Source organism: Bradyrhizobium sp. ERR14, from assembly GCF_014198235.1.
Lineage (GTDB): Bacteria > Pseudomonadota > Alphaproteobacteria > Rhizobiales > Xanthobacteraceae > Bradyrhizobium.
The window spans coordinates 400,122-424,626 of the sequence record NZ_JACIHD010000005.1 but is presented as its reverse complement, the minus strand read 5'-3'; the positions used below and the strand labels follow the sequence as shown (position 1 = coordinate 424,626).

The 24,505-nt window shown below is 64.2% G+C and carries 28 protein-coding genes and 1 tRNA gene; 17 read left to right on the top strand and 12 right to left on the bottom strand.

Annotated elements, in window-relative coordinates; all coding sequences use genetic code 11:
* Positions 1–75: 75 nt before the first annotated feature.
* The 3 genes from GGD62_RS18065 to GGD62_RS18055 all read right to left on the bottom strand — a co-directional run bounded on the left by GGD62_RS18065 (position 76) and on the right by GGD62_RS18055 (position 1,475).
* On the bottom strand, positions 76–282 hold the full coding sequence (locus GGD62_RS18065; protein WP_179731745.1) for a hypothetical protein: 207 nt from the start codon (positions 280–282) through the stop codon (positions 76–78).
* A gap of 181 nt (positions 283–463) precedes the next feature.
* On the bottom strand, positions 464–739 hold the full coding sequence (locus tag GGD62_RS18060; RefSeq protein ID WP_018321499.1) for a YiaA/YiaB family inner membrane protein: 276 nt from the start codon (positions 737–739) through the stop codon (positions 464–466).
* 40 nt (positions 740–779) lie between these two features.
* Positions 780–1,475: a PspA/IM30 family protein gene (locus GGD62_RS18055; RefSeq protein WP_183709266.1), complete on the bottom strand. Its 696-nt coding sequence runs from the start codon at positions 1,473–1,475 to the stop codon at positions 780–782.
* 103 nt (positions 1,476–1,578) lie between these two features.
* On the opposite strand from GGD62_RS18055, the gene GGD62_RS18050 reads away from it, so the two are divergent.
* From GGD62_RS18050 to GGD62_RS18040, 3 genes are all read left to right on the top strand, one after another.
* Positions 1,579–2,187: a TetR/AcrR family transcriptional regulator gene (locus GGD62_RS18050; protein WP_183709264.1), complete on the top strand. Its 609-nt coding sequence runs from the start codon at positions 1,579–1,581 to the stop codon at positions 2,185–2,187.
* 169 nt (positions 2,188–2,356) lie between these two features.
* The gene (locus tag GGD62_RS18045) at positions 2,357–3,628 is read left to right on the top strand and encodes a DUF892 family protein (RefSeq protein ID WP_183709262.1); all 1,272 of its coding nucleotides are present in this window, start codon (positions 2,357–2,359) and stop codon (positions 3,626–3,628) included.
* Between the two features lie 150 nt (positions 3,629–3,778).
* A complete protein-coding gene (locus GGD62_RS18040; protein WP_183709260.1) occupies positions 3,779–5,401 on the top strand; it encodes an ABC transporter substrate-binding protein in 1,623 nt (540 codons plus the stop codon).
* Here the strand turns inward: GGD62_RS18040 and GGD62_RS18035 are convergent.
* The gene (locus tag GGD62_RS18035; RefSeq protein WP_183709258.1) at positions 5,398–6,741 is read right to left on the bottom strand and encodes a glycoside hydrolase family 3 protein; all 1,344 of its coding nucleotides are present in this window, start codon (positions 6,739–6,741) and stop codon (positions 5,398–5,400) included. The genes GGD62_RS18040 and GGD62_RS18035 overlap by 4 nt on opposite strands.
* A 188-nt stretch (positions 6,742–6,929) precedes the next feature.
* Here GGD62_RS18035 and GGD62_RS18030 point away from each other — a divergent pair, with 188 nt between their 5' ends.
* Genes GGD62_RS18030 through GGD62_RS18020 form a run of 3 tightly spaced genes read left to right on the top strand, consistent with a single transcriptional unit; the run spans position 6,930 to position 10,738 of the window.
* Positions 6,930–8,438, top strand: coding sequence for a DUF4173 domain-containing protein (locus tag GGD62_RS18030; protein ID WP_183709256.1), 1,509 nt, complete (start codon positions 6,930–6,932; stop codon positions 8,436–8,438).
* Positions 8,439–8,450: 12 nt separating this feature from the next.
* On the top strand, positions 8,451–9,155 hold the full coding sequence (locus GGD62_RS18025) for a response regulator transcription factor (protein ID WP_183709254.1): 705 nt from the start codon (positions 8,451–8,453) through the stop codon (positions 9,153–9,155).
* A complete protein-coding gene (locus tag GGD62_RS18020) occupies positions 9,152–10,738 on the top strand; it encodes an ATP-binding protein (RefSeq protein WP_183709252.1) in 1,587 nt (528 codons plus the stop codon). Before GGD62_RS18025 ends, GGD62_RS18020 begins: the two co-directional genes overlap by 4 nt.
* A gap of 83 nt (positions 10,739–10,821) precedes the next feature.
* Here the strand turns inward: GGD62_RS18020 and GGD62_RS18015 are convergent, their stop codons facing one another.
* Positions 10,822–10,962 (bottom strand): hypothetical protein, encoded by a 141-nt coding sequence (locus GGD62_RS18015; RefSeq protein WP_018321489.1) that lies wholly within the window; start codon positions 10,960–10,962, stop codon positions 10,822–10,824.
* Between the two features lie 79 nt (positions 10,963–11,041).
* Between GGD62_RS18015 and GGD62_RS18010 the strand changes: the two genes are divergently transcribed.
* From GGD62_RS18010 to GGD62_RS17995, 4 genes are all read left to right on the top strand, one after another.
* Positions 11,042–11,611, top strand: coding sequence for an alpha-ketoglutarate-dependent dioxygenase AlkB (locus GGD62_RS18010; RefSeq protein WP_183709250.1), 570 nt, complete (start codon positions 11,042–11,044; stop codon positions 11,609–11,611).
* A gap of 205 nt (positions 11,612–11,816) precedes the next feature.
* Positions 11,817–12,233 (top strand): DUF3606 domain-containing protein, encoded by a 417-nt coding sequence (locus tag GGD62_RS18005; RefSeq protein ID WP_104464870.1) that lies wholly within the window; start codon positions 11,817–11,819, stop codon positions 12,231–12,233.
* Positions 12,234–12,470: 237 nt separating this feature from the next.
* Positions 12,471–13,400 (top strand): alpha/beta hydrolase, encoded by a 930-nt coding sequence (locus GGD62_RS18000; protein ID WP_183709248.1) that lies wholly within the window; start codon positions 12,471–12,473, stop codon positions 13,398–13,400.
* Positions 13,401–13,553: 153 nt separating this feature from the next.
* A complete protein-coding gene (locus tag GGD62_RS17995; protein WP_183709246.1) occupies positions 13,554–14,777 on the top strand; it encodes an ABC transporter substrate-binding protein in 1,224 nt (407 codons plus the stop codon).
* On the opposite strand, the gene GGD62_RS40815 is transcribed toward GGD62_RS17995, so the two are convergent.
* Positions 14,755–15,117, bottom strand: a complete 363-nt coding sequence (locus GGD62_RS40815) for a hypothetical protein (protein ID WP_246800146.1) — start codon at positions 15,115–15,117, stop codon at positions 14,755–14,757. The genes GGD62_RS17995 and GGD62_RS40815 overlap by 23 nt on opposite strands.
* Positions 15,118–15,184: 67 nt before the next feature.
* Here GGD62_RS40815 and GGD62_RS17985 point away from each other — a divergent pair, with 67 nt between their 5' ends.
* Positions 15,185–15,811 (top strand): LysE family translocator, encoded by a 627-nt coding sequence (locus tag GGD62_RS17985; RefSeq protein ID WP_183709242.1) that lies wholly within the window; start codon positions 15,185–15,187, stop codon positions 15,809–15,811.
* Positions 15,812–15,843: 32 nt separating this feature from the next.
* Positions 15,844–16,935 carry an enolase C-terminal domain-like protein gene (locus GGD62_RS17980; RefSeq protein ID WP_183709240.1) on the top strand — a complete coding sequence of 364 codons (1,092 nt, stop codon included), beginning with the start codon at positions 15,844–15,846 and terminating at the stop codon, positions 16,933–16,935.
* Positions 16,936–16,944: 9 nt separating this feature from the next.
* Here GGD62_RS17980 and GGD62_RS17975 read toward each other — a convergent pair whose 3' ends face one another.
* Positions 16,945–17,484, bottom strand: coding sequence for a RidA family protein (locus GGD62_RS17975; protein ID WP_246800144.1), 540 nt, complete (start codon positions 17,482–17,484; stop codon positions 16,945–16,947).
* A gap of 89 nt (positions 17,485–17,573) precedes the next feature.
* On the opposite strand from GGD62_RS17975, the gene GGD62_RS17970 reads away from it, so the two are divergent.
* Positions 17,574–18,041 (top strand): NUDIX hydrolase, encoded by a 468-nt coding sequence (locus GGD62_RS17970; protein ID WP_018316151.1) that lies wholly within the window; start codon positions 17,574–17,576, stop codon positions 18,039–18,041.
* 14 nt (positions 18,042–18,055) lie between these two features.
* Here GGD62_RS17970 and GGD62_RS17965 read toward each other — a convergent pair whose 3' ends face one another.
* The 3 genes from GGD62_RS17965 to GGD62_RS17955 all read right to left on the bottom strand — a co-directional run bounded on the left by GGD62_RS17965 (position 18,056) and on the right by GGD62_RS17955 (position 19,411).
* Positions 18,056–18,541: an L-2-amino-thiazoline-4-carboxylic acid hydrolase gene (locus GGD62_RS17965; protein WP_049814776.1), complete on the bottom strand. Its 486-nt coding sequence runs from the start codon at positions 18,539–18,541 to the stop codon at positions 18,056–18,058.
* Between the two features lie 73 nt (positions 18,542–18,614).
* Complete coding sequence (locus tag GGD62_RS17960) at positions 18,615–19,151, bottom strand: DUF488 family protein (RefSeq protein ID WP_183709238.1); 537 nt, start codon at positions 19,149–19,151, stop codon at positions 18,615–18,617.
* Between the two features lie 32 nt (positions 19,152–19,183).
* Positions 19,184–19,411 carry a DUF2945 domain-containing protein gene (locus GGD62_RS17955; protein WP_183238404.1) on the bottom strand — a complete coding sequence of 76 codons (228 nt, stop codon included), beginning with the start codon at positions 19,409–19,411 and terminating at the stop codon, positions 19,184–19,186.
* Between the two features lie 198 nt (positions 19,412–19,609).
* Here GGD62_RS17955 and GGD62_RS17950 point away from each other — a divergent pair, with 198 nt between their 5' ends.
* On the top strand, positions 19,610–20,134 hold the full coding sequence (locus GGD62_RS17950; protein WP_183709236.1) for a DUF4440 domain-containing protein: 525 nt from the start codon (positions 19,610–19,612) through the stop codon (positions 20,132–20,134).
* A gap of 232 nt (positions 20,135–20,366) precedes the next feature.
* Here GGD62_RS17950 and GGD62_RS17945 read toward each other — a convergent pair.
* Positions 20,367–20,441, bottom strand: a tRNA-Val gene (locus GGD62_RS17945).
* A gap of 75 nt (positions 20,442–20,516) precedes the next feature.
* The gene (cpdR, locus tag GGD62_RS17940) at positions 20,517–20,876 is read right to left on the bottom strand and encodes a cell cycle two-component system response regulator CpdR (RefSeq protein WP_007597092.1); all 360 of its coding nucleotides are present in this window, start codon (positions 20,874–20,876) and stop codon (positions 20,517–20,519) included.
* A 326-nt stretch (positions 20,877–21,202) separates the two neighbouring features.
* On the opposite strand from cpdR, the gene GGD62_RS17935 reads away from it, so the two are divergent.
* The 3 genes from GGD62_RS17935 to GGD62_RS17925 all read left to right on the top strand — a co-directional run bounded on the left by GGD62_RS17935 (position 21,203) and on the right by GGD62_RS17925 (position 24,395).
* On the top strand, positions 21,203–22,093 hold the full coding sequence (locus GGD62_RS17935) for an N-formylglutamate amidohydrolase (protein WP_018316156.1): 891 nt from the start codon (positions 21,203–21,205) through the stop codon (positions 22,091–22,093).
* 532 nt (positions 22,094–22,625) lie between these two features.
* Positions 22,626–23,408, top strand: a complete 783-nt coding sequence (gene hisN, locus GGD62_RS17930) for a histidinol-phosphatase (protein WP_018316157.1) — start codon at positions 22,626–22,628, stop codon at positions 23,406–23,408.
* A 21-nt stretch (positions 23,409–23,429) separates the two neighbouring features.
* Entirely contained in the window at positions 23,430–24,395 is a 966-nt protein-coding gene (locus GGD62_RS17925; protein WP_183709233.1) for a tripartite tricarboxylate transporter substrate binding protein, read from the top strand.
* Positions 24,396–24,505 lie beyond the last annotated feature (110 nt).

Genomic DNA, 24,505 nt, shown 5'->3' with positions numbered 1-24,505 from the left:
TTCGAGACGCCCGCTTTCAGCGGGCTCCTCAGGATGAGGGTTGGAGTGTTCGCGGCGCGGTAAGTCGCAACCGCCCTACAGCGTCTCTTGCTGATGCCCGCAATTCTTGCAAGCGAACTTGACCCGGGTCTGGCCTTTTTCCGCCTGGACCCGGTTCGGCGCGCCGCACTTGCCGCAGACGGCCTCGATGCGGGTCGAGCCCTGCTTGACGACGATGGACTTCTTTTCCATCGATTCGCGGATCAGGCGCTCGGCCTCCTCACGCAGCGATTGTTTCGACAAAGCTCGTCTCCGCCTCTGGAAAGCGCGAGAGCCATAACGCACCTGCGTTCGAAGTACAATGCGGGATGCGGATCGGAAGGCCCGATCAAAACGTCATTCCGGGTGGTCGCGGACGCGAGAGCCGCGGCGCGACGCTCCGTGGCTCTCTTGCTCGTCGTCCGATTGGCGCAAGACACATTTTTCAAGCCGCCTTGGAAACCTCCATCAGCAGCCGCTCGGCCTTGGCATCCTCGATGCGGTTCACCAGCCGGCTGCTCTCGTGATTGTCGCGCACGGTCTTGGTCAGGGTGATGCAGGTCTGGATCAGCATCACGATGCCCATGGTGAGATAGCCCTTCATCCAGAGGTCGATCGGCAGGAAGAAGATGCCGATGGCAATGAGGAACGCGGAAGCCGCGAAGGACGCGTAAGTGAAGGTCACCCAGGCGCTGCTATGGGGTTGGCCGTTCTGGTTCATGATCGTCTCCTGTTGGTTCGAATGATGATGGGGTTGGGGATCACGCGGTCGGCGCGCGCTTGGACTTCAACCGGACCAGCACGTCGTCCGCAGTCGTCTTCAGCCGGGGGCCAAAACCCTGCTCGGCGAGTCTCTCGGCGGTGGCGAGCGGACCGCTCGCCGCATCGAGCTCGACCAGCGCATCATCGGCCGCCTGGGTTTCCATCTGCCGCTCGCGCAGGCGCCGCAGGGTGCTCTCCGCCTCCGGCAGCGTGGATTCGTAAGGGCGAGCCGCCTCGATGCCGCTACGGCGAAGCGAGCGCACCGCCTCCGAGGCGCGGGCGACGCGGCGGCCGCGATCGAGCTCGGTGATGCGGGCCTGCGCGGTTGCGACGTGCCGCTTCAACCGGGCGATCTCGGTCGCGAACAAGGCGCGGGCCGTCATCGCCGCATCGCGGTCGGCCTCCAAGCCTGCGATGGCTTCGGCAGCGTCCCTGGCGAGATCCTCGCGGCCGCCGTCGAGCGCCGCAACCGCGCGCGTCTCGAGATCGGCAATGCGGGCGATCGTCGCCTCGAGCTTGCGGCCTTCCTGCTGATCCTGCGCGATGGCCAGCGCCAGCGTCCGCTTGCTGCGCTCGACGGCGGCTGCCGCATCCCGCATCTGCTGGTCGAGGATCAGAAGGGCAGTTCGGTCTTCCAGCTCTTCGCCGGCGGCGGCCACGCTGCCGCGGAAAAGTGTCACGACGGTCTTGAACATCTGTTGCTCCCTGTTATGAGCGTTGCTCACAGAACCTTTGTAGCAACAGCCTTGAACATTGTTCAAGAGAAATTTGAGCAGCGCTCAAGAATTTTGCCGACATATGTCTAAAGCCTTGGAACGTCGAGAGAAACTTCGATCCGCGCTCATCCTGGCGGCGGAACGGATGATCACGGGCCGTGGCTTGTCAGGGCTGAAAACCCGCGATCTCGCCCGCGAGATCGGCTGCGCCAATGGTGCGGTCTATAATCTCGTGGCCGACATGGACGAGCTGATCCTGCGTGTGGGGTCGCGCACATTGCTCCGGCTCGACGAGGCGCTGAGCGAGGCCGAAGGCGCGGGCGTCCCCTCGCCGCAGGAGACGCTGGTCCGCATCGCCATCGCCTATTGCGATTTCGCGGCGGAAAATCTCCAGCTCTGGCGCGCGCTGTTCGAGCACCGCATGGAGGCCGACAAGGCCGTCCCCGACTGGTCCGTCGCGGATCAGATGCAGCTGTTCCGCCACATCTACCAGCCGCTGGCCGCGCTGTTTCCAAAGCGTGGCCAGGAGGAGCTCGGCATCACCGCGCGCAGCCTGTTCTCGGCGGTGCATGGCATGGTGGCGCTGGGGTTGGAGCAGAAGCTGGTCGCCGTGCCGCTACCAGCGCTGCGCAAGGAAATCGCAGGCCTCGTGCGCGCGATGATTGACGGACTGATCGCGCGGGCGCCGTAGAACCGCGCAGCAGCGGGATCGTAGAGATCTCGCCTGCACCAACGAACGTGCATATGCGCTCCGCTTCACACCTTCGCGCAGCACCGGATCTGAATCTCGACGAGAGTAGGAACGAACATTCCGAGGGTCGGTTGACGCGCATAGTTTCCCTCAGAGCGCGAGCCCTCCCATGTATCACCACGTCAAAAAACTGATGTTCACCGTGCGTGTCGACGAACCCGATCCCCGCTTCGGCAATATGCTGCTCGAGCAATTCGGCGGCGCCAACGGGGAACTCGCGGCCGCGATGCAATATTCGATTCAAGGTTTGAATTGCGAGGACCCCGACCGCAAGGATCTCTTGATGGATATCGGCACCGAAGAGCTCAGCCATCTCGAAGTCGTCGGTTGTCTCGCACGGATGCATCTTGCGCCTTCGAAGAACGACCGCCAAGCGGCGGAAGCCGATCCGCTGATTGCGATCGCCTGCGGCGGCGGCGTCAACCTGTTCAATTCGCAAGGCAATCCCTGGACCGCCGACTATCTCAAGATCACCGGCGAGCTCGACGTCGACCTCCGCAGCAACATCGCCGCCGAAGCGCGCGCGAAGATCGTCTATGAACGGCTGATCAATTTCTGCGACGACGCCGGCAGCAAGGACGCACTCCAGTTCCTGATGACGCGGGAGATCACTCATATGAAGGCGTTCGCGCGAGCGCTCGAAAGCCTGTCGAAGCCGGCCTTCAGCGTCGGCAGGATCGCGCCGACGCCCGGCCTGGTGAACCAGTACTTCAACGATTCCACCGGCAGCGGTGAGCACGGCGAAATCGACACCCGCGGTCCCTGGAACGAGGGTGAGGACTGGGTATTCACGGAATCGCCCGCGCTGCAGTCCGCCGATCCCGGCGCCGGCACGCCGATCGTCACGGAGAGCTCACCGCCCGTCGACGAAGCCGGCCTGACCGATCTGCTGCTCCATGAACTGCGCGACATTCTCCATGCCGAGAAGCAGTTGACCAAGGCGCTTCCCAAGATGGCGCAGGCCGCCCGCTTCGACCAGCTGCGGGAATTGTTCGAGCAGCATCTGGCCGAGACCGAGAATCAGATCGAGCGCATCAACGAATGCTTCGAGCTGCTCGGCGAGAACGCTCGCGCCAAGCCTTGCAAGGGCATGATGGGCCTCATCGAGGAAGGCCAGGAGGTCATGAAGGAAGGCGAAGAAAAAGAGGACGCAGCCGCCGACCTCGCACTGATTTCTGCGGCTCAACGCGTCGAACATTACGAGATGTCCGGCTATACCACCGCACGCAACCTGGCACAGCAGCTCCGGCATAGCGCAGTGGTCGCCCTGCTCTCCAAATCCCTCGCCGAAGAGGAAAACGCCGATCTCCTGCTCAATCAGGTCGCGCGATCGCTGATGTCGGTTGCGAAGATGCCTGCCGCACTGGAGCAGGCCGAATAGGAAGCGCCTGGCGCAACGCACCGGCGCACTGAATGAAACCGCCTCGCGCCGTCGCGTGAGGCGGCCGGCCATGGATACGGTACGATCATTCGTGCCGGTGGCACACACCTTGCCTCTCGATACCGGACAATTGCCGGACAGGAGGCCCCCATGAGCAGTTCACCCTTCCATATCAGCCGCCGCAGCGTGGTGTTCGGCGGCGTGGGTGCCGCCGGCATAAGTGCCGTCGCGCCTTCCTTCGCCTGGGCGCAGGGCCGGAGCGAGACGCTGCTGGTGGTGCAGGAGCTGGGTCCGAACTCGCTGGACATGCAGGGCGTCGGCTCCAACCAGACTGTGAACGGGCTATCGTGGAATTGCTACGACCGCCTGCTCTCCTACGCCTCCAAGACGCTGCCGGACGGAACGCTGTCGTATGATCGCGAAAAGCTCGCGCCCGAACTCGCCGAGAGCTGGGAGGTCGCGGCCGACGGCATGTCCTGCACCTTCCGCCTGCGAAAAGATGCAAAATTCCACGACGGGACGCCGGTTACGGCCAAGGACGTGAAGTGGTCGTTCGACCGCGCGGTGAAGGTCGGCGGCTTTCCGACCTCCCAAATGTCGGCGGGATCGCTGGAAAAGCCCGAGCAGTTCGTAGTCGTCGACGATCACACTTTCCGCATCGACTATGTCCGCAAGGACAAGATGCTGCTGTTCAACGTCGCCGTCGTGGTGCCGTTCATCATCAATTCCGAGTTGGCGAAGAAAAATGCGACGGTTGAAGACCCGTGGGCGCTCGCGTGGCTGAAGAACAACGAGGCCGGCGGCGGCGCCTACAGGATCGAGAGCTGGAAGCCCGGTAGCGAGACCGTGCTGGCGCGCTTCGACGACTGGAAGAGCGGACCGTTGCCGAAGATCAGGCGCGTGATCGCACGCGACGTTCCCTCCGGCGGCACGCGCCGCGCCATGCTGGAGCGAGGCGATGCGGACTTGTCGAGCGGCTTTGCGCCGCGCGATTTCGACCAGCTGATCAGGGAAGGCAAGGTCAGGGTGTCGGGCGTGCCGATCCCCAATGCGCTCTGGTACGTTGCTCTGAACACCGCAAAGCCGCCGTTCGACAACGCCAAGCTGCGCCAGGCCATCGCCTGGGCGATGCCGTATGAGCAGATCCAGAACAGCGCGTTCTTCGGCCGTGCCGTTCCGATGTACGGCGGCGCCGCCGACGTTTCAAAGCCGGTCTGGCCGCAGCCGTTTCCCTATGTCACCGATCTCGACAAGGCCAAGGCGTTGATGAAGGAAGCCGGCTTCGCCTCCGGCCTGGAGACGACCTTGTCGCTCGACACAGGCACCGCGACCGTCGGCGAGCCGACCGCGATCCTGATCCAGGAGAACCTCGCCAAGATCGGCATCAAGGCGGCAATCGAGAAGATCCCCGGCGCGAACTGGCGAACGACGCTAAACAAGAAGGAGCTGCCGCTTGCGCTCAACCGTTTCAGCGGCTGGCTCGATTATCCCGAATATTACTTCTACTGGAATTTCCACGGCAACAACTCGATCTTCAACATCTCCTCCTACCAGAACAAGGAGATGGACGCGCTGATCGACAAGGCCCGCTTCACCGCGGACGCAGCCGAGTACGACCGGTGCGTGAAGGACTTCATCGCGCTCTGCATCCGCGACGTGCCGATCGTTCCGCTCAACCAGCCAATCCACGACGTCGCCATGCAGAGGGCCGTCACCGGCTACGAGTTCTGGTTTCACCGCGAGCCGGACTACCGTCAGTATGTGAAAGGCTAGTCCTGGCGGACGAGGCTGATCGCGCCCGAGCCTACGCGTGCCTGCTCGACCGGAACCCCTCTTTCCAGCCGCGTCGCGCTGGCGCGCAGCATCGCCGCGTCGAGCCTGCCCTGCCGTAAGCCGTCCAGAGCGCAGGCGAAGACTCGGTAGAACTGCGCGCCGTCATAGGCGACCAGCAGCAGGTCGACGCCGGCATTGCTCGCCTCGACCACGGCCTTGCAGACATCGTTCTGGTAGATCGCACCCATCACGAGGTCGTCGGTCATCACCATGCCCTGGTAGCCCCATTTGTCACGGAGAATGCCATCGACGACGCGCTTGGAATGCGAGGCGGCGCGGTCGGGATCGACCGCGGTCAGCGTGACATGCCCGACCATCAGCGCGCTGCGCGAATGCGACAGCACCTCGCGGAACGGAAGCCAGTCGGTGGCTTCCAATTCCCCGACCGACGTATCGAGATTGGCACTGAAATGATGCGTGTCGTTACGCACGCGGCCGATGCCCGGAAAATGCTTGAGCGTGGCACCGACGCCGGATTCTTCCAGCCCGCGGACATAGGCGCTTGCGATCGTGCTGACGACAGCAGGATCGGTTGCAATTGCGCGCTGGCCGATCAGCGTGTGAAAATCGAGACGATTGCGCCTCGCCGGCGGCTTGAGGTCGAGCACCGGCGCGAGATTGAGGTTGACCCCAAGCGCGCTGAGCTCATGTCCGTGAATGCGGCCGAATTCTTCGGCTTTGGCTTGCTGGTCGTCGGGAGCTAGCCCAGTGAGCGTCGCCAGCGCCGGCACCTTGGTGAGCGGCGGGGCAAGATGCCCGACGATGCCGCCTTCCTGGTCGGCAGCGACGACCAGCGGCGGCAGGCCCGCCGCGCGCCGCTTATCCTGAAGCGCCGAGATTTCGGCACGTAGCGCCGCAATCGTCCGGCCCCGGATGTTGTGCCGGGTCACGTAGACGCCGCCGATCAATCCCTGCTCGGCCAGTCGCGCGACCTCGGGAAACGAGGAATAGCCGACCATGAAGTGAGGCCCGAGCTGTCGCGCCTCGGCGGCGCTTGCCCCGAGAACGTCGTGCTTGCGCAGCTCGAACTTCAGATGTGCCGCGGACATCAGGAGCGGCGGCAGGCACCAGAGCGTGACCAGGAGCTTGCCCGCGATACTACGCCAGCGCCCGCGGCGCAGCAGGAGAATGACGATCGCGATGCTTGCGACGACAAGCGCGATGTTTCCGGCGCCGCGCAACGGGACCAGATAGGGATCGTTCTTGTTCGCGGCCACGAATGCGACCACAGGCGCGGCAAGCCAGAGCAGGATGAGACCGATACGGCGGAGGAATTGCATGATGCATCACGCGCTGGGAGTGGCGATGCTTCGCACCTATCAAAGCGATTTGCGCTGGGCGAGAGGCAAAAGCGCGCCTGCACGAAAACTGCAAAAGACTCCTGAAACCGTGCAGACGATGATCCCGGCTTCTGCACAAGCACCCTTCAAACTTCGTGATGCCACCCATCACGAAAGGTCTTCTGGACATGACGAGCCTGGCTTCGACGATAGCAGCGGACCTCCAGCCGCTCAGGCATTCCTCCATTCCGGCCAAGCTCGGCCTCGCGCTGGTGCTGGCCGCACTGGCGGACTGGCTGTTCTATGGCCACCGGATCGGCCTATCGCTGGCCCTCTTTGCCGTCGCCACGGCTTGCGTGTCGGTGCTCTTCAATCACGCGGCCCTGAACCTGCGGCGCGCCCTGATCGCCACAGCCACTCTCATCGCCGGCCTCGCACCGGCCGTCGAGGAGCTCAACGCGATCTCGTTGCTGATCCTCGGCGCGGCTCTGCTTATCGCCCTGCTGCTGGCGACCAATCCGGAGACGACCGGGCTCGCCGATCGCGTCCGCGCGCTACGCAACTTCGTCCTGCTCGGCCCCTTCAGGTTCTTCCTCGATGCGCCCCAGGTGTTCAACGCGTCGGCGCTGACCCGCGGCATCGCGCGCTGGCTGCTCCCTGCAGCACTCAGCACGGTCTTCATCGCGCTGTTCGCCGCGGCCAATCCGGTGATCGAGCAATGGGTGTCCCTGCTCAATCCGAAACTCATCCTCCAATATATCAGCATCCCGCGCGTCCTGTTCTGGGCCTTGATGCTGGCGCTGGTCTGGCCGTTCATCCATGTGCGCTGGCGGCGCAAATCCATAGTCGCCACCGCCGTCGCGGACGGACCTGTGCCGCCGCCGCTCCCGCCGCTGGTCTCGGCGGAGTTTCTTGGCCCCTCCACCATCCTGCGCTCGTTGATCCTGTTCAACCTGCTGTTCGCCGCGCAGTCCACTCTCGACGGCATCTATCTCTGGGGCCATATGGCGCTGCCGGACAATCTGACCTATGCGGGCTATGCGCATCGCGGCGCCTATCCGCTGATCGTGACCGCCCTGCTCGCCGCGGCCTTCGTGCTAGTGACGATGCGCCCGGGCGGGCCGGCTGAGAAATCGCCAGTGATCCGCCCGCTGGTTTATCTCTGGGTCGGGCAGAACGTTCTTCTCGTCGCCTCCTCCATCCTTCGCCTCAACCTCTACGTCGACATCTACATGCTGACCTACTGGCGGATCGCGGCCTTCATCTGGATGGGGCTGGTCGCGCTCGGACTGGTCCTGATCGTGACCCGCATCGCCCTCAACCGGTCGAACCAATGGCTCGTGGGCGTCAATCTGATCGCGCTCGCGATCGTGCTCTATGGCTGCTCACTCGTGAACTTCGATGCCTTCATTGCCGACTACAATGTCAGCCACAGCCGGGAAGCATCGGGCAACGGCGTGCAGATCGACATCGACTATCTCCTGACGCTCGGACCGCAGGCACTCCCCGCCATCGACAGGGCCATCGCACTTCGGCCCGGCGCCAGCGAGAGCTGTCTTGTGTCGCGACGCGACCGCCTTGTAGAACAGCAGCGTCAGGATCTGGCCTGGCGGAGCTGGGGCTTTCGGAGCTGGCGACTGCAGCGCAGGCTGGGCGCGCAGGTGAAAGATCAGTCCGGCAGCCGGCCGGCAGGGTGAGCGGAGAGTTTCTTGGCGCATCGCATTCTCATCGTCGACGACGAAGGCCATATCCGCGAGGTCATCCGCGTTGCGCTGAAGAAGGCCGGCATGGACGTGATCGAGGCGCGCGACGGCAAGGAGGCGCTCAGCCGCTTTGCCGCCGACAGGCCCGACCTGATCGTGCTCGACATCGGCATGCCCGAGTTCGACGGCCTCGATGTCTGCCGCGAGATCCGCAAGACGTCCGACGTGCCGATCCTGTTCCTGTCGGCGCGCGACGAGGAGATCGACCGCATCCTCGGTCTCGAGATCGGCGGCGACGACTACGTGACGAAGCCGTTCAGCCCGCGCGAGCTGGTGGCGCGGGTCAACGTGATCCTGCGCCGGCTCAGTCCGCGCAATGGCGAGATCAAGGCGGGTCCGGCCGCGCTGTCGCAAGGCAGCCTGCTGATCGATCCCGAGCAGCATGTCGCGACCTTTGCCGGCACGCCGCTGAAGCTGACCGCGATCGAATTCGGCATCCTGCGCGCGTTCCTGACCCGGCCGACCTCGGTCTTCAACCGCGAGCAGCTGATGCGGGCGGCCTATCAGCTCAACATCCAGGTCTCCGACCGCACCATCGACAGCCACATCCGCAACATCCGCGCCAAGCTCGCCGCGCTGGCCTGCGACAACGTGATCGAGACCATCCACGGCGTCGGCTTCAAGCTCGGCCGCTGCGAGAAAGCGGCATGAGCGCGGCGCCCGACAAATGGCGGCCGTCGCTGGCCCTCGTGATCTTCACGGTGCTGACCACCGTAGGCGTGCTGCCGCTGGTCGGCCTGTTCTTCTTCCGCCTCTATGACAACCAGCTGATCCGCCAGACCCAGGCCGAGCTGATCGCGCAAAGCCGCGTGCTGGCGACGATCTATGCACAGGAGGTCACGGCCAGGCTCGACAGCGGCCTGACGCTCGGCGCCGAGGTGCCGCCGAACGTGCTGCCCGACCCCGGCGACCAGGTCACCCCGATCCGTCCAGCACTTGACCTGACCGCGAACGATCTGCTGCGGCGGCGGCCGGATGCGCAAGCCGCGCCTCATCCGGCGCAGGCGGCCTATGTCGAGATCGGCGCAAGGCTGACGCCGATCATCCGCGAGACCCAGAAGGTGACACTGGCGGGCTTCCGCATCCTCGATCCGCAGGGCGTCGTCATCGCCGGGCGCCAGGAGGTCGGCCAATCGCTCGCCCATATCGAGGAGGTCGCGGACGCGCTGCACGGGCAATACCGCGCCACCTTGCGCAACCGTGTGCCGGACAAGCCGCCGCCGCCGATCTATTCCTTCAGCCGCGGCCTCGGCGTGCACGTGTTCTCGGCGATGCCCGTCATCGTCAACAACCGCGTCGCGGGCGTGATCTACACCACGCGGACGCCGAGCAACATCTTCGACCATCTCTATCAGGAGCGCGCCAAGTTCGTGCTGGCCGGGCTCGCCGTCATCCTCGGCACGATCGCGATCGGCCTCGTGTTCTCGCGCACCATCACCCTGCCGATGCGCGAGCTGATCGACCGTGCCGCACGGATCGGCCGCGGCGACCGCGAGGCCTTCCAGCCGCTCCGGCATTACGGCACGCGCGAGTTCGCCCAGCTCTCGCACAGCTTCCTCGGCATGGCCGAGCAGCTGGCGCGGCGTTCCGACTATATCGCGACATTCTCGGCCCATCTCACCCACGAGCTGAAATCGCCGCTGACCTCGATCAAGGGCGCGGCCGAGCTGCTGCAGGATTCGTGTCAAGGCAGGTCTGACGGACTGACGCCGGCCGAGCGGAAGACGTTCATCGCCAACATCCTGTCCGACACCCAGCGGTTGGAGGCGATGGCGCAGCGGCTGCGCGATCTGGCGCGCGCCGAGAGCCTGCCGCAGAACGAGCGCACGGAGCTTGCCCCCGTGATCGCCGATCTCAGGAACAGATTTCCGGCAAGCTCCATCGAGGCCAGCGGCAGCCTCGACCGGGCGATCGGCATGTCCGGCGAAAAGGCGCTGATCGTGCTGTCGCATCTCGCCGACAACGCGATGCGGCACAAGGCCGGGACGATCAGGCTGGAGGCTGTGGACGAGCGCACGACCCTGCGTCTGACAGTGAGCAATGACGGCGAGCCGATCTCGGCACCGAACCGCGACAGGATTTTTGATGCGTTCTTCACCACCCGCCGCGACCAGGGCGGCACCGGGATGGGGCTTGCGATCGCGCGCGCGGTGATGGCGAGCCATGGCGGCTCGATCAGGCTGAAGCCGACCGACGAGGGCGCGGCCTTCGAGCTACAATTCCCTGTCGCCTGAGGCGCGATGAGGTCATCGCCCCTCAGCTTTTATTTGGGCATGATCTGTTCGGAAAACCGCTTCACACTTTTCCGGATCATGCCCTAGATCGCGAACACCCACGCCGCGACGATGGTGCCGATGGTGACGAGACCAGCGATGGTCCAGCCGGCGGCATATTCCAGCTCAGGATGACCGGTCGCCCGCATGATCTCTGCCGGATCGGCGGTATGCTTGTGTGCCATGACAGCCTCGCACGTTTCTTCCCGCGTCATATGTAAGTCGCATCAGCCGCCATTAGGTTCCATCACGGAAATGCGAGGCATGACGCAGCTTGGCTTGTTCGCCGTCCCTGACGAAGGCCCTACCGGTCTTCGCTACGCGGACAGTTTTATCGAAGCCGCCGTCGAGCAAGGCTTGATCGGCCGCATCGCAACATTGCCGCTCGAGCGTTTTCAGTTCGGGGCGTTCGAGGGCAACCGCCGGGTGGCGTCGTTCGGCTATCGCTATGACTACACGCTGCAGCGGCTCGCCGAGGCGGAGCCGATCCCGGACTGGCTGTTGCCCATCGCGCGTCAGGCCGAGGCCTGGGCCGGGCTGCCGGAGGCCAGCGTCCGGCAGGTGCTCTGCACCGAGTATGAGGCCGGCGTCGGCATCGGCTGGCACCGCGACAAGCCTCACTTCGACAAGATCCTCGGCCTGTCGCTCGGCTCTGCCTGCAAATTCCGCTTCCGCCGCCGCAGCGGCGACAAATGGCAGCGCCACACGCTCGAGGCCCAGCCGCGCTCACTGTACATGATGGAGGGCGAGGCGCGCTCGCAATGGGAGCACAGTATCCCGCCGGTCGAGGCGCGGCGTTACTCCATCACGTTCCGGACGATGAAGCGGGCCTAACGCGGCCGGCCAAACAAAAAATGCGAAAACAACCCCATGCAAAGTAGAACGCCCGTTCTGCCCGAGGCGTGGCCACGCCGCACAAGGGTTTGACACATCGGTGCAAAACCGCCGGCTTGCGCAATCACCGCACGGCTTGCGTCTTGCCTTCCGAATCCGGTTGCATGCTAGATTGGCGGCACGCATTCCGCGGCAGGAGGGAAGCATGGCCGACAACAAGGCAAAGCGCGGCGGGGCCGATCGGGCGCTGATTGCGCTCACGGAAAAATATGAAGTCGCCTACTGGTCGAAGAAGTTCAAGGTGACCCCGGCCAAGCTGAAATACGCCGTCAAGAAGGTCGGCCGTTCCGCCAAGAAGGTCGAGGCGTATATCAAGCTCCAGAAGCACCGCGCCTCCGACAAGAGCCGGATCGCGCTGAGCGAAGCCTATGAGGTCCGTTACTGGTCGAAGAGATTCAAGATCACCCCGGCCAAGCTGAAAGCTGCCGTCGCCGCGGCCGGCCATTCCTCCAGGAAGGTCGAGGCCTATCTCGCCGCCCGGAAGACGGCAAAGAAGAAATCGGCCAGGAAGACGACAAAGAAGACGACGAAGAAGGCAGCCAAGCGCAAGAGCGCCGCCTGAGACCTCGGAAGCCATGGTCACATGGGCCACGTCGTCGCCAGTGCGCCCGGAGGCCGCTGGCGGCCGGGCGCCAGCCGAAAATCTCGCACGCGACGGCAGTGGGGCTTTCGGGGTGATCGCTTTGCTGTCGCCAAACCAAAGGTGCCGTGAAATCGCCTCAAGGCGGACGAATAAGGCGAATTGAAAAGACAGGCCAAACCGGCGAACCAATATGGGGGGCGCAAAGGCCGGCACCAAATGAAGAATTATCTCGCTTTTTTCCTGTTTCTGACCATCACGACAGCATCCGCGCACGGCCCGTTGCCGGCGCGGCTGACGCCGCCCTCCGACCTCATCCAGACAGGCCTGACCGATTCCGACACCACCGCCGGCGGCACTGCGCGGCTGTGCGAGCAGGTCACCTTCTCGCGGGGCCTGCGCTACGGCGAAAACGAGGCCAATGTGCTCGACGTCGCCGCCAGCACGACCAAGGCGGATACGCCGCGGCCGGTGCTGCTGTTCGTGACCGGCGACAGTTTCACCGGTGACCGCGCCGCCCCCGAGCTGTCGCGCCAGATCCAGGACCAGGCCATGTGCTTTGCCGCCCGCAATGACATGATCGGGGTGCGCGTCAATTATCGCCTGGCCCCCGCAGCGACCTGGCCGATGGGAGCGACCGACGTGGCGGCGGCGCTGTCCTGGGTTCACGGCAATATCGACCTGTTCAACGGCGACGCCCGCGAGATCGTCGCGGTCGGCTACGGCGCCGGCGCGTTCCATGTCGCAACCCTGCTGGCGCATCCCGAGCTCCAGGCCGACCGTGCCGATGTCGCTGCCGTCGTGCTGGTGTCCGGCATCTATCGCGCCGGCAAGGACGCCAGCGACAGCGAGAAGGCCTATCTCGGCGGCGACGCCAGCCAGTACAACGCGCGCTCGGTATTCCCCGGCATCCTCAATGTCGATGTGCCGATCGTGCTGGCCTGGGCCGCGGACGATTCCCCTGGCCTCGTGACGCAGGGCGAGACCCTGAAGAAGACGCTCTGCGGCGCCGGCCATTGTCCACGCAGCGCGCTGCTGCGCAGCCGCGACGGCATCGCCTCCGCCTTCGGATTGGACGGCTCCGGCGACAGCCTCGCCGAGCCGACCCTGCTGCTGGTGCATCAGCTCGAGGCGCGCGGGCTGCCGTAGCGGCGTGTCAGTACGCCTGCCATTTCTGTACGGTCCTGCGCTGTATTGAAGCGGGCTGCCAAGCCACACGATTGCCAAACGCCTGATCTAGATCAACTCGCCTTGGTGCGGACTGAGCCGACCTCGTTGGGGGCCAAAGACAAGGTGTCGAGCATGCGCGTCACCGGCAGACTGCTGTTCGTTTTGATCGCCGCACTCGCGTCGCTTGGCGCGATGTCCGAGCAACGCGCGGACCAACCCACAAGCGACAAGGAAATCCGCATCGGCAATGTCATGCCGTATTCGGGAGCGCTCTCTGAATTCGGCGCGATCGGTCAGGCGGAGGCCGCCTATTTCGACATGATCAACGCGCGCGGCGGCATCAATGGCCGCAAGATCCGCTTCATCACGCGCGACGACAATTCCGATCCGTCGACCGCGCTGGAGCTGACGCGCAATCTGGTCGAGAAGGACGACGTGCACCTGATGTTCGGGTCGTTCGGCACGCCCGGCAATCTCGCCACGCGCTGGTATCTGAACGAGAAGAAGGTGCCGCAGCTTTTCGTCGCCTCCGGCGACGAGGAGCTGAGCCAGGCCAAGGCTTTCCCCTGGACCATGGGCTGGCAGCCGTCGATCCGGTCGGAGGGGCGCATCTACGCCAACTACATTCAGGCCTATTATCCCAGGAAGAAGATCGTCGTGCTCTGGCAGAACGACCAGTTCGGACGCATGCTCTACAAGGGAATCCAGGACGGACTTGGCGATCTGAACCGCCATGTCCTCGTCGACATCGCCTTTGACATCGGTGACGAGCACCTCGACGGGCACGTCTCGATCCTCAAGCGCGCGGGTGCCGATATCTTCGTCTTTCTCGGCGTACCGTCGACGGCATCCAAGGTGATCAGGCTCGCGGCTTCGCTCAACTGGCGTCCGGTCTTCATCGTCAACGATACTTCCGCCTCGATCGCCAATGCGATGGCGCCCGCAGGCCTGGAGAATTCGGCCGGCGTGATCTCGGCGGCCTTCCTGAAGGACCCCAGCGACCCCGCCTGGAAAGACGATCCTGCCATGAAGGAATGGTTCGCCTTCATGGACAAGTACCATCAGGTCGAAAGCACCAACAACAGCGCGGCGGTCTTCGGCTACGCCGCGGCCGAGGCGTTGACGCAGGTACTGAAGCAATGCGGCGACGACCTGTCACGCGAGAACATCATGCGTCAGGCGGCTTCGCTGAGGGGGTACAACCCTTCCGTCGCGCTGCCCAACATCAGGATGAATACCTCACCGAACAACTATCTGCCGATCAAGCAGATGCGGCTGGTGCAGTTCGACGGGCGGTCGTGGCAGCCTTTTGGTGAGGTGATCGAGACGGCGTTCACGGAGGGGGCGGCGAGGTGAGGCCCACGTAGACCTTTTGGTGAGCCTCCTTCCTCTCTCGTTGCGGGAAGCGCACGCTTACCCTCCCCCGGAGGGGAAGGTAAGAGAGCATGCCCCACAGAAGCTCTCTCAGAACAGCAGCCCTCACGAGGGCTTGAGCGAAGCCAGTGCGTTTTCCAGCAGCGCGCGCCGCATCGCCGGATTTCACCACCGCGGGATCGAGATAGAGCTCCAGGCCCGGCGCGCGCTCGGTGATGACACCGCTTCGCTCGGCCGCCGCATCGCTCAGCGCGTCGACCGAATAGGGAATGATTTCGCGGCTGATGGAGACAGCTCTCAGAACCAGGAGCCTATGCCGCATCGAGGACTTGCATTGAGAGAGCGGGTCTGGCTGGTTCTAGCTCCTGACAATCAGACCGGAACTCACCATGATCCAGTTCGACACGTTGCTGACCTATATCGCGGTGGTTCTCGGCCTCTTTCTCATTCCGGGTCCCGCGGTCCTCTTGGTGCTCGGGCGCGCGTCTGTGGGCGGGCATCGCGTCGGAATTGCCACCGGTCTTGGCATCGCTACCGGAGACCTGCTTCACACCGCGATGGCTACGCTCGGATTGTCGGCGGTGCTGATGACCTCGGCTCTCGCCTTCAGCCTGGTGAAGTACGCCGGCGCTGCCTACCTCATATATCTCGGCATCCGCGCGCTTATGGAAAGAGGCGAGGATATCAAGTTGGCGCAGTCGCGTTTGGTCGACGCGTCGCTCGCCTTCCGGCAGGCGGTGCTGGCCGAACTGCTCAACCCGAAGACGGCGCTCTTCTTCCTAGCCTTTCTCCCACAGTTCGTACATTCCGAGAAGGGCTCCGTCGTTGTCCAGCTTGCAATTCTTGGCCTCATCTTCGTCATCATGAGCGCGATCTACACCGCGTTGATCGCTCTTGTTGCCGGGCAAGTCGCTGGCTGGCTCACCCGTCATCGCAGCATCGGCCGCTGGCAGGGCCGCGTCATCGGGGCGATCTACCTGGGTCTTGGCGTTCGCATGGCCTTGCAGCAAAAGTAGCCTGATCGTTCCGCCCCCGCCTGGAGAGACTCATGACCGAGACCATTCGCATCAAGCGCTTCCATGCGCGGCCCGTGATCGTGCCGATGAGCCTGCCGCTGCAGACCTCGACCGGCGCGGTCGCCAAGGCCCCGCTGGTGCTGATCGACTGCGAGACCGACCAGGGCGCCCGCGGGCACGCCTATCTGTTCTCGATCACACCGTCGGCATTGAAGCCGCTGACGGCGATGGTCACGGAAATGTCAGACCTGCTTGCCGGCGACGAGCTGTTGCCGTTCGAGATCGAGCGCAAGCTGACCCAGCGCTTCACCCTGCTTGGCCTCGCCGGCCTGCAGCGGCTGGCGCAATCCGGCATCGACATGGCGGCCTGGGATGCGCTTGCCCGCAGCAGAGGCCTGCCGCTGGCACGGCTGCTCGGCGGCGCGCCGAAGCCGGTCAGGGCGTACAATTCGAAGGGGCTCGGCATCATGCCGGCGGGCGCCGCGGTCGAGGAGGCGCACAAGCTGCTGGCCGAGGGATTTCAGGCCGCCAAGATCCGCGTCGGCCGGCCCGATGCGCGGGAGGATCTCGCCGTCGTCCGCGCGGTGAGAAAGGCCGTCGGCGACGAGGTGACGCTGATGTGCGACTACAATCAGGCACTGACGGTGACCGACGCCATCCAACGCGGCGAGATGCTCGACGACGAGGGCTTGAGCTGGATCGAGGAGCCGATCCGCCACGACGATTATGCCGGCTGCGCCCGCATCGCCGACGCACTGCATACGCCGGTGCAGATCGGCGAGAATTTTGACAGCGCCTTCTCGATGCAGGCGGCGCTTTCCGCGGAAGCCTGCGATTACGTGATGCCCGATGTGCAACGGATCGGCGGCGTGACCGGATGGCTGCGCGCCGCATCGCTCGCGCATGCTGCCGGCATCGAGATGTCCTCGCATCTGTTCTCCGAAGTGAGCGCGCATCTGCTCTGCGTGACGCCGACGGCGCACTGGCTGGAATATGTCGACTGGGCCGACGCTGTGCTGTCGACGCGGCTCAAGATCAAGGACGGCTTTGCGCTGCCGAACGAGGAGCCCGGCAACGGGATCGCGTGGGACGAGGCGGCGGTTGCCAAATATCTCGTCAGATAACGCTGCCCGCTATGACCGAACAGCGGCGATCATGTTCAGCTCGACCGGCGCCCCTCGCGGCAACTCGGCGACGCCGACGGACGTCCGCGTATGACGACCGCGCTCGCCGAGGCGTTCGATCAGCCGGTCGGAGGCACCGTTCATGACTTGCGACTGCTGGATAAATCCAGGCGCTGAAGCGACGTATCCAACGAGCTGCAGGACCTGGACGATCCGGTCCTCTCCGCCTGTGGCGTGATTGATGGCGGAGATGCAGAGATCAGCGCAAAGGGCAGCAGCTTCCTGTGCGGTCGCGATATCGACGCCTGCTCCGACCTTGCCCACATACAGCAGGTCTTCGCCGCGACGCGGCAGCTGGCCACTGACATAGGCGAGCCCGCCATGGATGATCACCGGCAAGTAGTTGCCGCCGGGCTTATTCACGCTGCTCATCTCAATAGCCTGCCTTCTCTTCATATCCGGCGGAGCGACGCATTTCGCCGCACGCGATAGCTCGATCGCACCAGCTCGCCGTGGCGGATGACCGGACAATGACAGGCTGCGAATCATGGAGCAAGCCTGCGAAGCTGATCAGGCCTGGCGTGAAGACCTGACCTTCGTGCATTGCACGGAGGCGGCGCGCGCGATAACGATCCGTCATGACCATTTGGCGCCCTCATCCCCACATCCGCGTCGTCGCGATCGGCCTGCACTGGCGGGACGGGCGCCTGCTGGCGGCCGAAATTCGCGACGATGCCGGGCGGATCAAGGGCGTACGCCCGCTCGGCGGCGAGATCGAGTTCGGCGAGAGCTGGCGCGCTGCGCTGATGCGCGAGCTCAACGAGGAGCTCGGCATCGACGTCACCATCGCAAGCGAGCCGTTGGTGCTGGAGAACATTTTTGTGCACGAGGGATCGACCGGGCACGAGGTGATGTTCATCTGCGAGGTGGAGTTTCCTGACGGCGCCTTCGCCGGTGAGGACCGCATCGACTTCCTCGAGGACAATGGAGAGCCGATCGTCGCGCGCTGGTTCAACCTTGCCGAGCTCGACGTGGACGGCGGACCGAGCCTTTATCCGACCGGGTTGAAGGATGTGCTGCTGGGAGCAAAAGACGGCGGGACCTGAGAGGAGGCGCTCCCTCACCGGCCCTCGCCGCCATCGCGCCGATAGCGGAAGTCGCAATGGGACGCGCCTTGCATGATCGTCTGCGTCCGCGCGAGCTTGATGTCGGGACCAAAGCCTTCCGCGGTCGCAAAATCGGCCGTGCAGATCAGGAGGAAGCCGAGCTCCGGTTCGCCGAGCGCTTTATAGAATTCGGCATAGGCGCAGCGCTTGACGTCGAAGGCAAAGGCATCATGCGACTGCTCGATGACGTCATAGGCGAGCGCGTCATCGCGGGAGTAGGTCTTGAAGGCAGACGATACCGCCTTGCCGAGATCGGCTTCGCTCTCTCCCTGGCTCTTGGCCTTCCAGAATTCCTCGCCGAAGCCGCGATAGAGATCGCCGAGCGCCTTGCGCACCAGCGCGTTGGCGCGCGCCTCGCCGAGCTCGGCCTGGAGCGCCTTGACCAGCGGCACCAGCACCTGGGCCTGGATTTTTGCTTGCTCGATGACGGATATGCTCATGGGCGGGCTCGCGTCGGAAGGCCACATCGCAGCCAGGATGGAGCGCAAGCATAATCTCCGCGGCGAGGATTGGCTAACTCTCGGCCGGGTAGGCCAGGCGGCCGTCAGCCACGCCCCGCGCCGCCGGGTTCATTTCGGCCGGTTTGACCTGCCCGGGACCGAGAATGTGGAACACCGTCTCGCCGGCGGCGAGCAGGTAGTCGGTGATGATCCTACGGTGACATCGCCACCACAATGTCTCCGCGCACATGATGGCGCAGCGCTCCACCTGCCCGACGGCGCGCAGATGTGCGAGCCCTTCGTGAAAGGCCGCGCCCATCGCGTGGTCGGCGTAATTGTGAAAGCTGCCGTTCTGCCAGAAGGCATTGGTCTCACGCGGCACCTCGCGCTTGCGGCTGCGCAGGCCGCCGAGCGAGGCAATGTGCTCGTAGCCGATCGAAGCAGCCGCGAGCGATTGCGGCAGGGTCTCGCGATTGTACTGCGGGTTGGTACGGGAGCGGGGCACGGTCCGAACGTCAACCACGAAGGTGACCGCGCTGTGCTGCAACAACTCGACGAACTCCTCGATCGAACGTGTGGCGTGGCCGATGGTGAAGAACGGATGAGCCATGGTGACACCTCGACCGCTCGGCTCGCCGGCCGTCAGCTTTTCAACGACCGCAACGCGCGGCCCTTGTGCAGGGCGACGTGATCGGTCTTGTCGCTCCTGATCTCGTACTGCGGATCGTCGGGCGTGGCGTGATGGACGTAGCCCTTGTAATCGACGTCGGCGGTGTGCACGCGCAGGATATGGCCGCGCACCCGGCCGGCCTCGGAATTCCAGCTGACGTGGTCGCCGACGGCAAACCTTTTTCCGCGGGTCTTGGACATGGCGGATCAATGCGCGGCAGCACCGGCCTGTTCCAGGGGCAGCCCCCGACCGCGCGGGGCAGGCTAAATCCCTGCGGCAATCCACCAAGGCGTGGGCAACGAAGACGTGATGCAGCGGCGACCGCGGATCGCGCGATCCTGAAAGGTCGGCGAGGCGATCGATGATATTACGGCTATCATTCAAAACGAGAGGTGACCATGCCCCCTTCCGAGATGTCTCGAGGCTCCATCAGGCCGCGGCCATCTGGGCGATGCCGTCGTGCTGCGGCAGCGACCGCAGCGCTGGTGCTCGCCGCAACGTTCTGGTCAGCAGGAGGGGCGCAAGCTGCCGCAAATGACGCCGAGGCACGAGCCATCTTCGAGAAATTCATCGCCGCGCAGAATGCGCATGATGCGGACGATGTGAAGGTGATGCTCTGGAATTCGCCCGGCACGCTGTTGTTTGCGAGAGGCATCGAGACGCGAGGCCGCGATGCGGTCGCCACCCGCTTCAAGGCCTATTACGAGGGCACCTGGCACCTCGAACCCGACATGTCGAAATTCCACGTTGCGGTGATCTCGAACGAGGTGATGCAGATCCTCGTTCCAATCGTTTTCACACGCGGCCTTCCGGGCAAGCCGTCGCAACAAAATACGTTTCTGATCAGCCAGACCTACGTTCAGGATGCGACCGGCTGGCACGTCGCCTCCATCCTGCCGGTGGCGAACACGGAACTGAAATGATGGCCGGGATGGGCCTCTGGAGGGGCATCCCGGATTGCGCTTCGCTCCATCCGGGCTACGGGCTGTCCAGCGAAACCGAGCAAGACGCGCCAGTCCGGCTCCGCTCTTCGAGCTACGCCGGACACGCTTCGCATTGAGATCGTGGCTTGCCGAGCCGTAGCTCGCGGCGGCAGCCCGCCTGCGCCCTTCGGGCTTCGGCGCGGCATCCTTCTCTCGCTTCGCGAGCGAAGGATGGTGGGCACGACAGGGATCGAACCTGTGACCCCTACCATGTCAAGGTAGTGCTCTCCCGCTGAGCTACGTGCCCTAATAGTCCACTTACGTCGGGTGGGGTCCCTATAACGGACGAGGGGACCCTGCGCAAGGACGGAACGGGGCCGATTTAAGCCGCCAGCATCTTGTTCACTTCGCTGACCAATTCGCGCAGATGCACGGGCTTGGACAGCACCTTGGCGTTCTTGGGGGCGTCCGAATCCGAGTTCAGGGCGACCGCGGCGAAGCCGGTGATGAACATGATCTTGATGTCGGGGTCGAGTTCCGAGGCCCGGCGGGCGAGCTCGATGCCGTCCATCTCCGGCATCACGATGTCGGTGAGCAGCATCTCGAACGGCTCTTCCCGCAACCGCTGATAGGCGGCCATGCCGTTGTCGTGGGACGAGACCTGAAAACCGGCGTTTTCCAGCGCCTTGACCAGGAAACGGCGCATGTCGTTGTCGTCTTCGGCGAGCAGGATTTTTGGCATGGCAGGAAACGTCGAATCCCCAGAGGATATCAGCAGAGCTTACTAAGCCGGACAGAGGGTAAATTTGGGGTGAAAATCTTAACCCCAAGCCGGCTGCGCTGCCGACTCCTTGTGAACCGGAATGCTGCTCGAATCAATCGAGCCCCCGGCGCATCCCCGCTTCCCTGCCCACACGGTTAAGACATGTTCCAGCGCCAATCACATCTTTTCGCTTGGCAGAATGGTTGCGATTCCGGACAATGACGACACATAAGAGCCGCATCGATCGGCCGAATCAATTCGATCCGGGGCCCGGATCCTGCCGCTAAGGGACGAAGCCTGAGAAGATGACCCGGTTTGACGGCGAGGTGTCGCCAGCCTTCGAGATCGTTGAGCCCGCGCAATGGCGCGCGCCCGTCATCTTCAACTCGCCCCATTCCGGCTCGACCTATCCGGACGAATTCCTCGCGGCGTCCAGGATCGACCTGCCGACGCTACGGCGGTCCGAAGATTCCTTCATGGACGAGCTGATCGGCCATTTGAGCGAGCGCGGCTTTCCGACCGTGCGGGTCAACTTTCCCCGCTCCTATGTCGACGTCAATCGCGAGCCCTATGAGCTCGATCCCCGCATGTTCAGCGGACGGCTGCCGAGCTTTGCCAATACCCGCTCGATGCGGGTCGCCGGTGGCCTCGGCACCATTCCGCGCGTGGTCGGCGACGGCCAGGAGATCTACCGCGACCGCATCCTGGTCGACGATGCGCTGGGGCGGATCGAGACGCTGTACAAGCCCTACCACCGCGCGCTGCGCCGGCTGATCAACAAGGTGCACCAGATGTTCGGCACCGTGGTGCTGGTCGACTGCCATTCGATGCCGTCGGTCGGCGTGTCCCGCGACGAGCCGCGCCGGCCCGACGTCGTGATCGGCGACCGCTACGGCACGAGCTGCACCCCGCTTCTGCCCGACCGGGTCGAGGAGACCATGACCGGCCTCGGCTATTCGATCGGCCGCAACAAGCCCTATGCCGGCGGCTTCATCACCGAGCATTACGGCAATCCCGCGAGCGGCCTGCACGCGGTGCAGCTCGAGCTGAACCGCGCGATCTACATGGACGAGCGGCGGCGCGAGCGGAGTGCACGCTTTGCGCAAGTGGCATCCGACTTCGGCGTTCTCGCCGACGTGCTGGCGACCACGATTCCCTTCGGCGATCTCGGCCCGTTCCAGGCCGCGGCCGAATAGGCGCCGGCTTTCCTTCGTCAGATCGTATTGCCTGTGATTGGCGCGAGCGCGCCTTCGCTTCGCTTTCGCTGCGCACGTTGAAACGAAAACAGAGGCACAAAGAAAAAAGGGCCGCTCGCGAATGACGCAAGCGGCCCAAGTCTAGGGAGGAAACGCCCAAGGAGGGCAGCGGTAACGCCAAGCGCTACCGCACCGCAACAATATGCGACCGCGACGCACAAAGTGCAAGGGCTTTCGAGCCGTTTCCCATGCAGTACGCACATGGCTCAATTGCTTCTATGGAAACCCAGATTCAGTTTCTTTGATAAGGAAATTCAATGGGTTGATAGTCATTTGCATACGAACAAGGCATATTCGGAACTAAGTTTTCAACTCTGTGATCGATATTTGGCCAGCAGATGACTTGGATGAGGCAGCCGCCTTCGGCATCCAAAATACCAGGGTGCAAGATCAAGACAGCGCTGCACGCGGGAGGCGAATTGAGCTAGGCAGGAGGGAGCTCCATCCAACTTTCGCTTTGAGGATTTGGCCTGTGACGGTGATCGACTTCTCCGCCTTCATCGGACGGCTCGCCACCGCCTCCGGCGAAACTATCCTGCCGTTCTTCCGCACCTCGCTGTCGATCGACGACAAGAGCAAGACCAAGGATTTCGACCCCGTCACGGAGGCCGATCGCGCCGCTGAGGCGGTGATGCGCCGGCTGATCAAGGCCAACTTCCCCCAGCACGGCATCGTCGGCGAGGAATTCGGCAACGAGCGCGAGGACGCCGACTATGTCTGGGTGCTCGACCCCATCGACGGCACCAAATCCTTCATCGGCGGCTTTCCGATCTGGGGAACGCTGATCGCACTGCTGCACAAGGGCGCGCCGGTCTACGGCATGATGCACCAGCCCTTCATCGGCGAGCGCTTCTCCGGCGACAACGGTTCGGCCAACTACAAGGGCCCGTCCGGCGAGCGCCGGCTCCAGGTCCGCCGCTGCGCCTCACTTTCGGAAGCCACGACCTACACCACCAGCCCGCTTCTGATGAACGACCGCGACCGCGCCATTTTCAGCCGTATCGAGCAGGGCGCGCGTCTGTCGCGCTATGGCGGCGACTGCTACTCCTATTGCATGCTGGCGGCCGGCCACGTCGATCTCGTGGTCGAGACCGAGCTGAAGCCTTACGACATCGCAGCGCTGATCCCGATCGTGACCGGCGCCGGCGGCGTCGTCACCACCTGGGAAGGCAAGCCGGCCCAGGGCGGCGGCCGCATCGTCGCGGCCGGGGATGCCAGGGTTCACGAAGAAGCACTGAAGCTGCTCAACCAATAACAAACGCGGGCGGAGGCTTGCATGACCATCTCACGCAGGCTTCTTCTTGGATTATTGCTGCTGCTGCCGACGCTGGCGTCCGCGCAGAACTTTCCGACGAAGCCGATCAAGTTGATCGTGCCGTTCCCGGCCGGCGGGCCCAACGACATCATCGCGCGGGTGATCGGCCAGCGCATGTCGGAGCTGTCAGGGCAGGCGGTGCTGATCGACAATCGCGGCGGCCAGGGCGGCGTGCTCGGCACCGATGCGGTCTCCAAGGCCGCCCCCGACGGCTACACCATCGCGATCTCCTCAGCCGGCGCGCTCGCGATCAGCCCGAGCATGGAAAAGGTCGCCTACGACACCTTGAGCGACCTCACCCCGGTGACGCTGGTTGCGACCGTGCCGGAAATGCTCGTGATCGCCACCAACGTGCCCGCCAAGGACATCGGCGAATTGATCGCGCTCGCCAAGGCGCAGCCGGGAAAGCTCAACTTCGCCTCCTCCGGCGCTGGCAGCCTGCCACACCTCGCTGGCGAGCTGTTCAAGCTGACGGCGAAGATCGACATCGTCCACGTGCCCTATCGCGGCGCAGCTCCGGCCGTGAACGATCTCTTGGGCCAGCAGGTGCAGATGACGTTTCTCGATCTCCCCGTGCTGCTGCCGCAGGTCAAGGCCGGCGCGCTGCGTCCCATTGCGGTCGGCTCGGTCGCGCGGGCGCCGACCGCGCCCGATGTGCCGACCACCGCGGAAGCGGGTTTTGCCGGCCTCCAGATCGAGAACTGGTACGGCATGGTCGCACCGAAGGGCACGCCGAAGGAGATCGTCACGGCGCTGCATGGCCTCGCCACCAAGGCGATGGCGGATCCGGCGGTGAAGGGAAAGCTCGCCGCCCAGGGCGCGACGCTGGTCGGCGACGAGCCGGAGCACTTCCGGCAGTTCATCGCGGACGAGACCGCGAAATGGGCCAAGGTGATCAAGGACGCCGGCGTGGAGACGGCGAAGTAGGGCCGGCTGACGGGCCGCTGGCGGCCGACCTCGCCGAACACGATGTGCCGCGACCCCAGGCGTGCCGAGCCCATTTGGAACGCCGCCTCACTGGCCGCGTTTCAATGTCG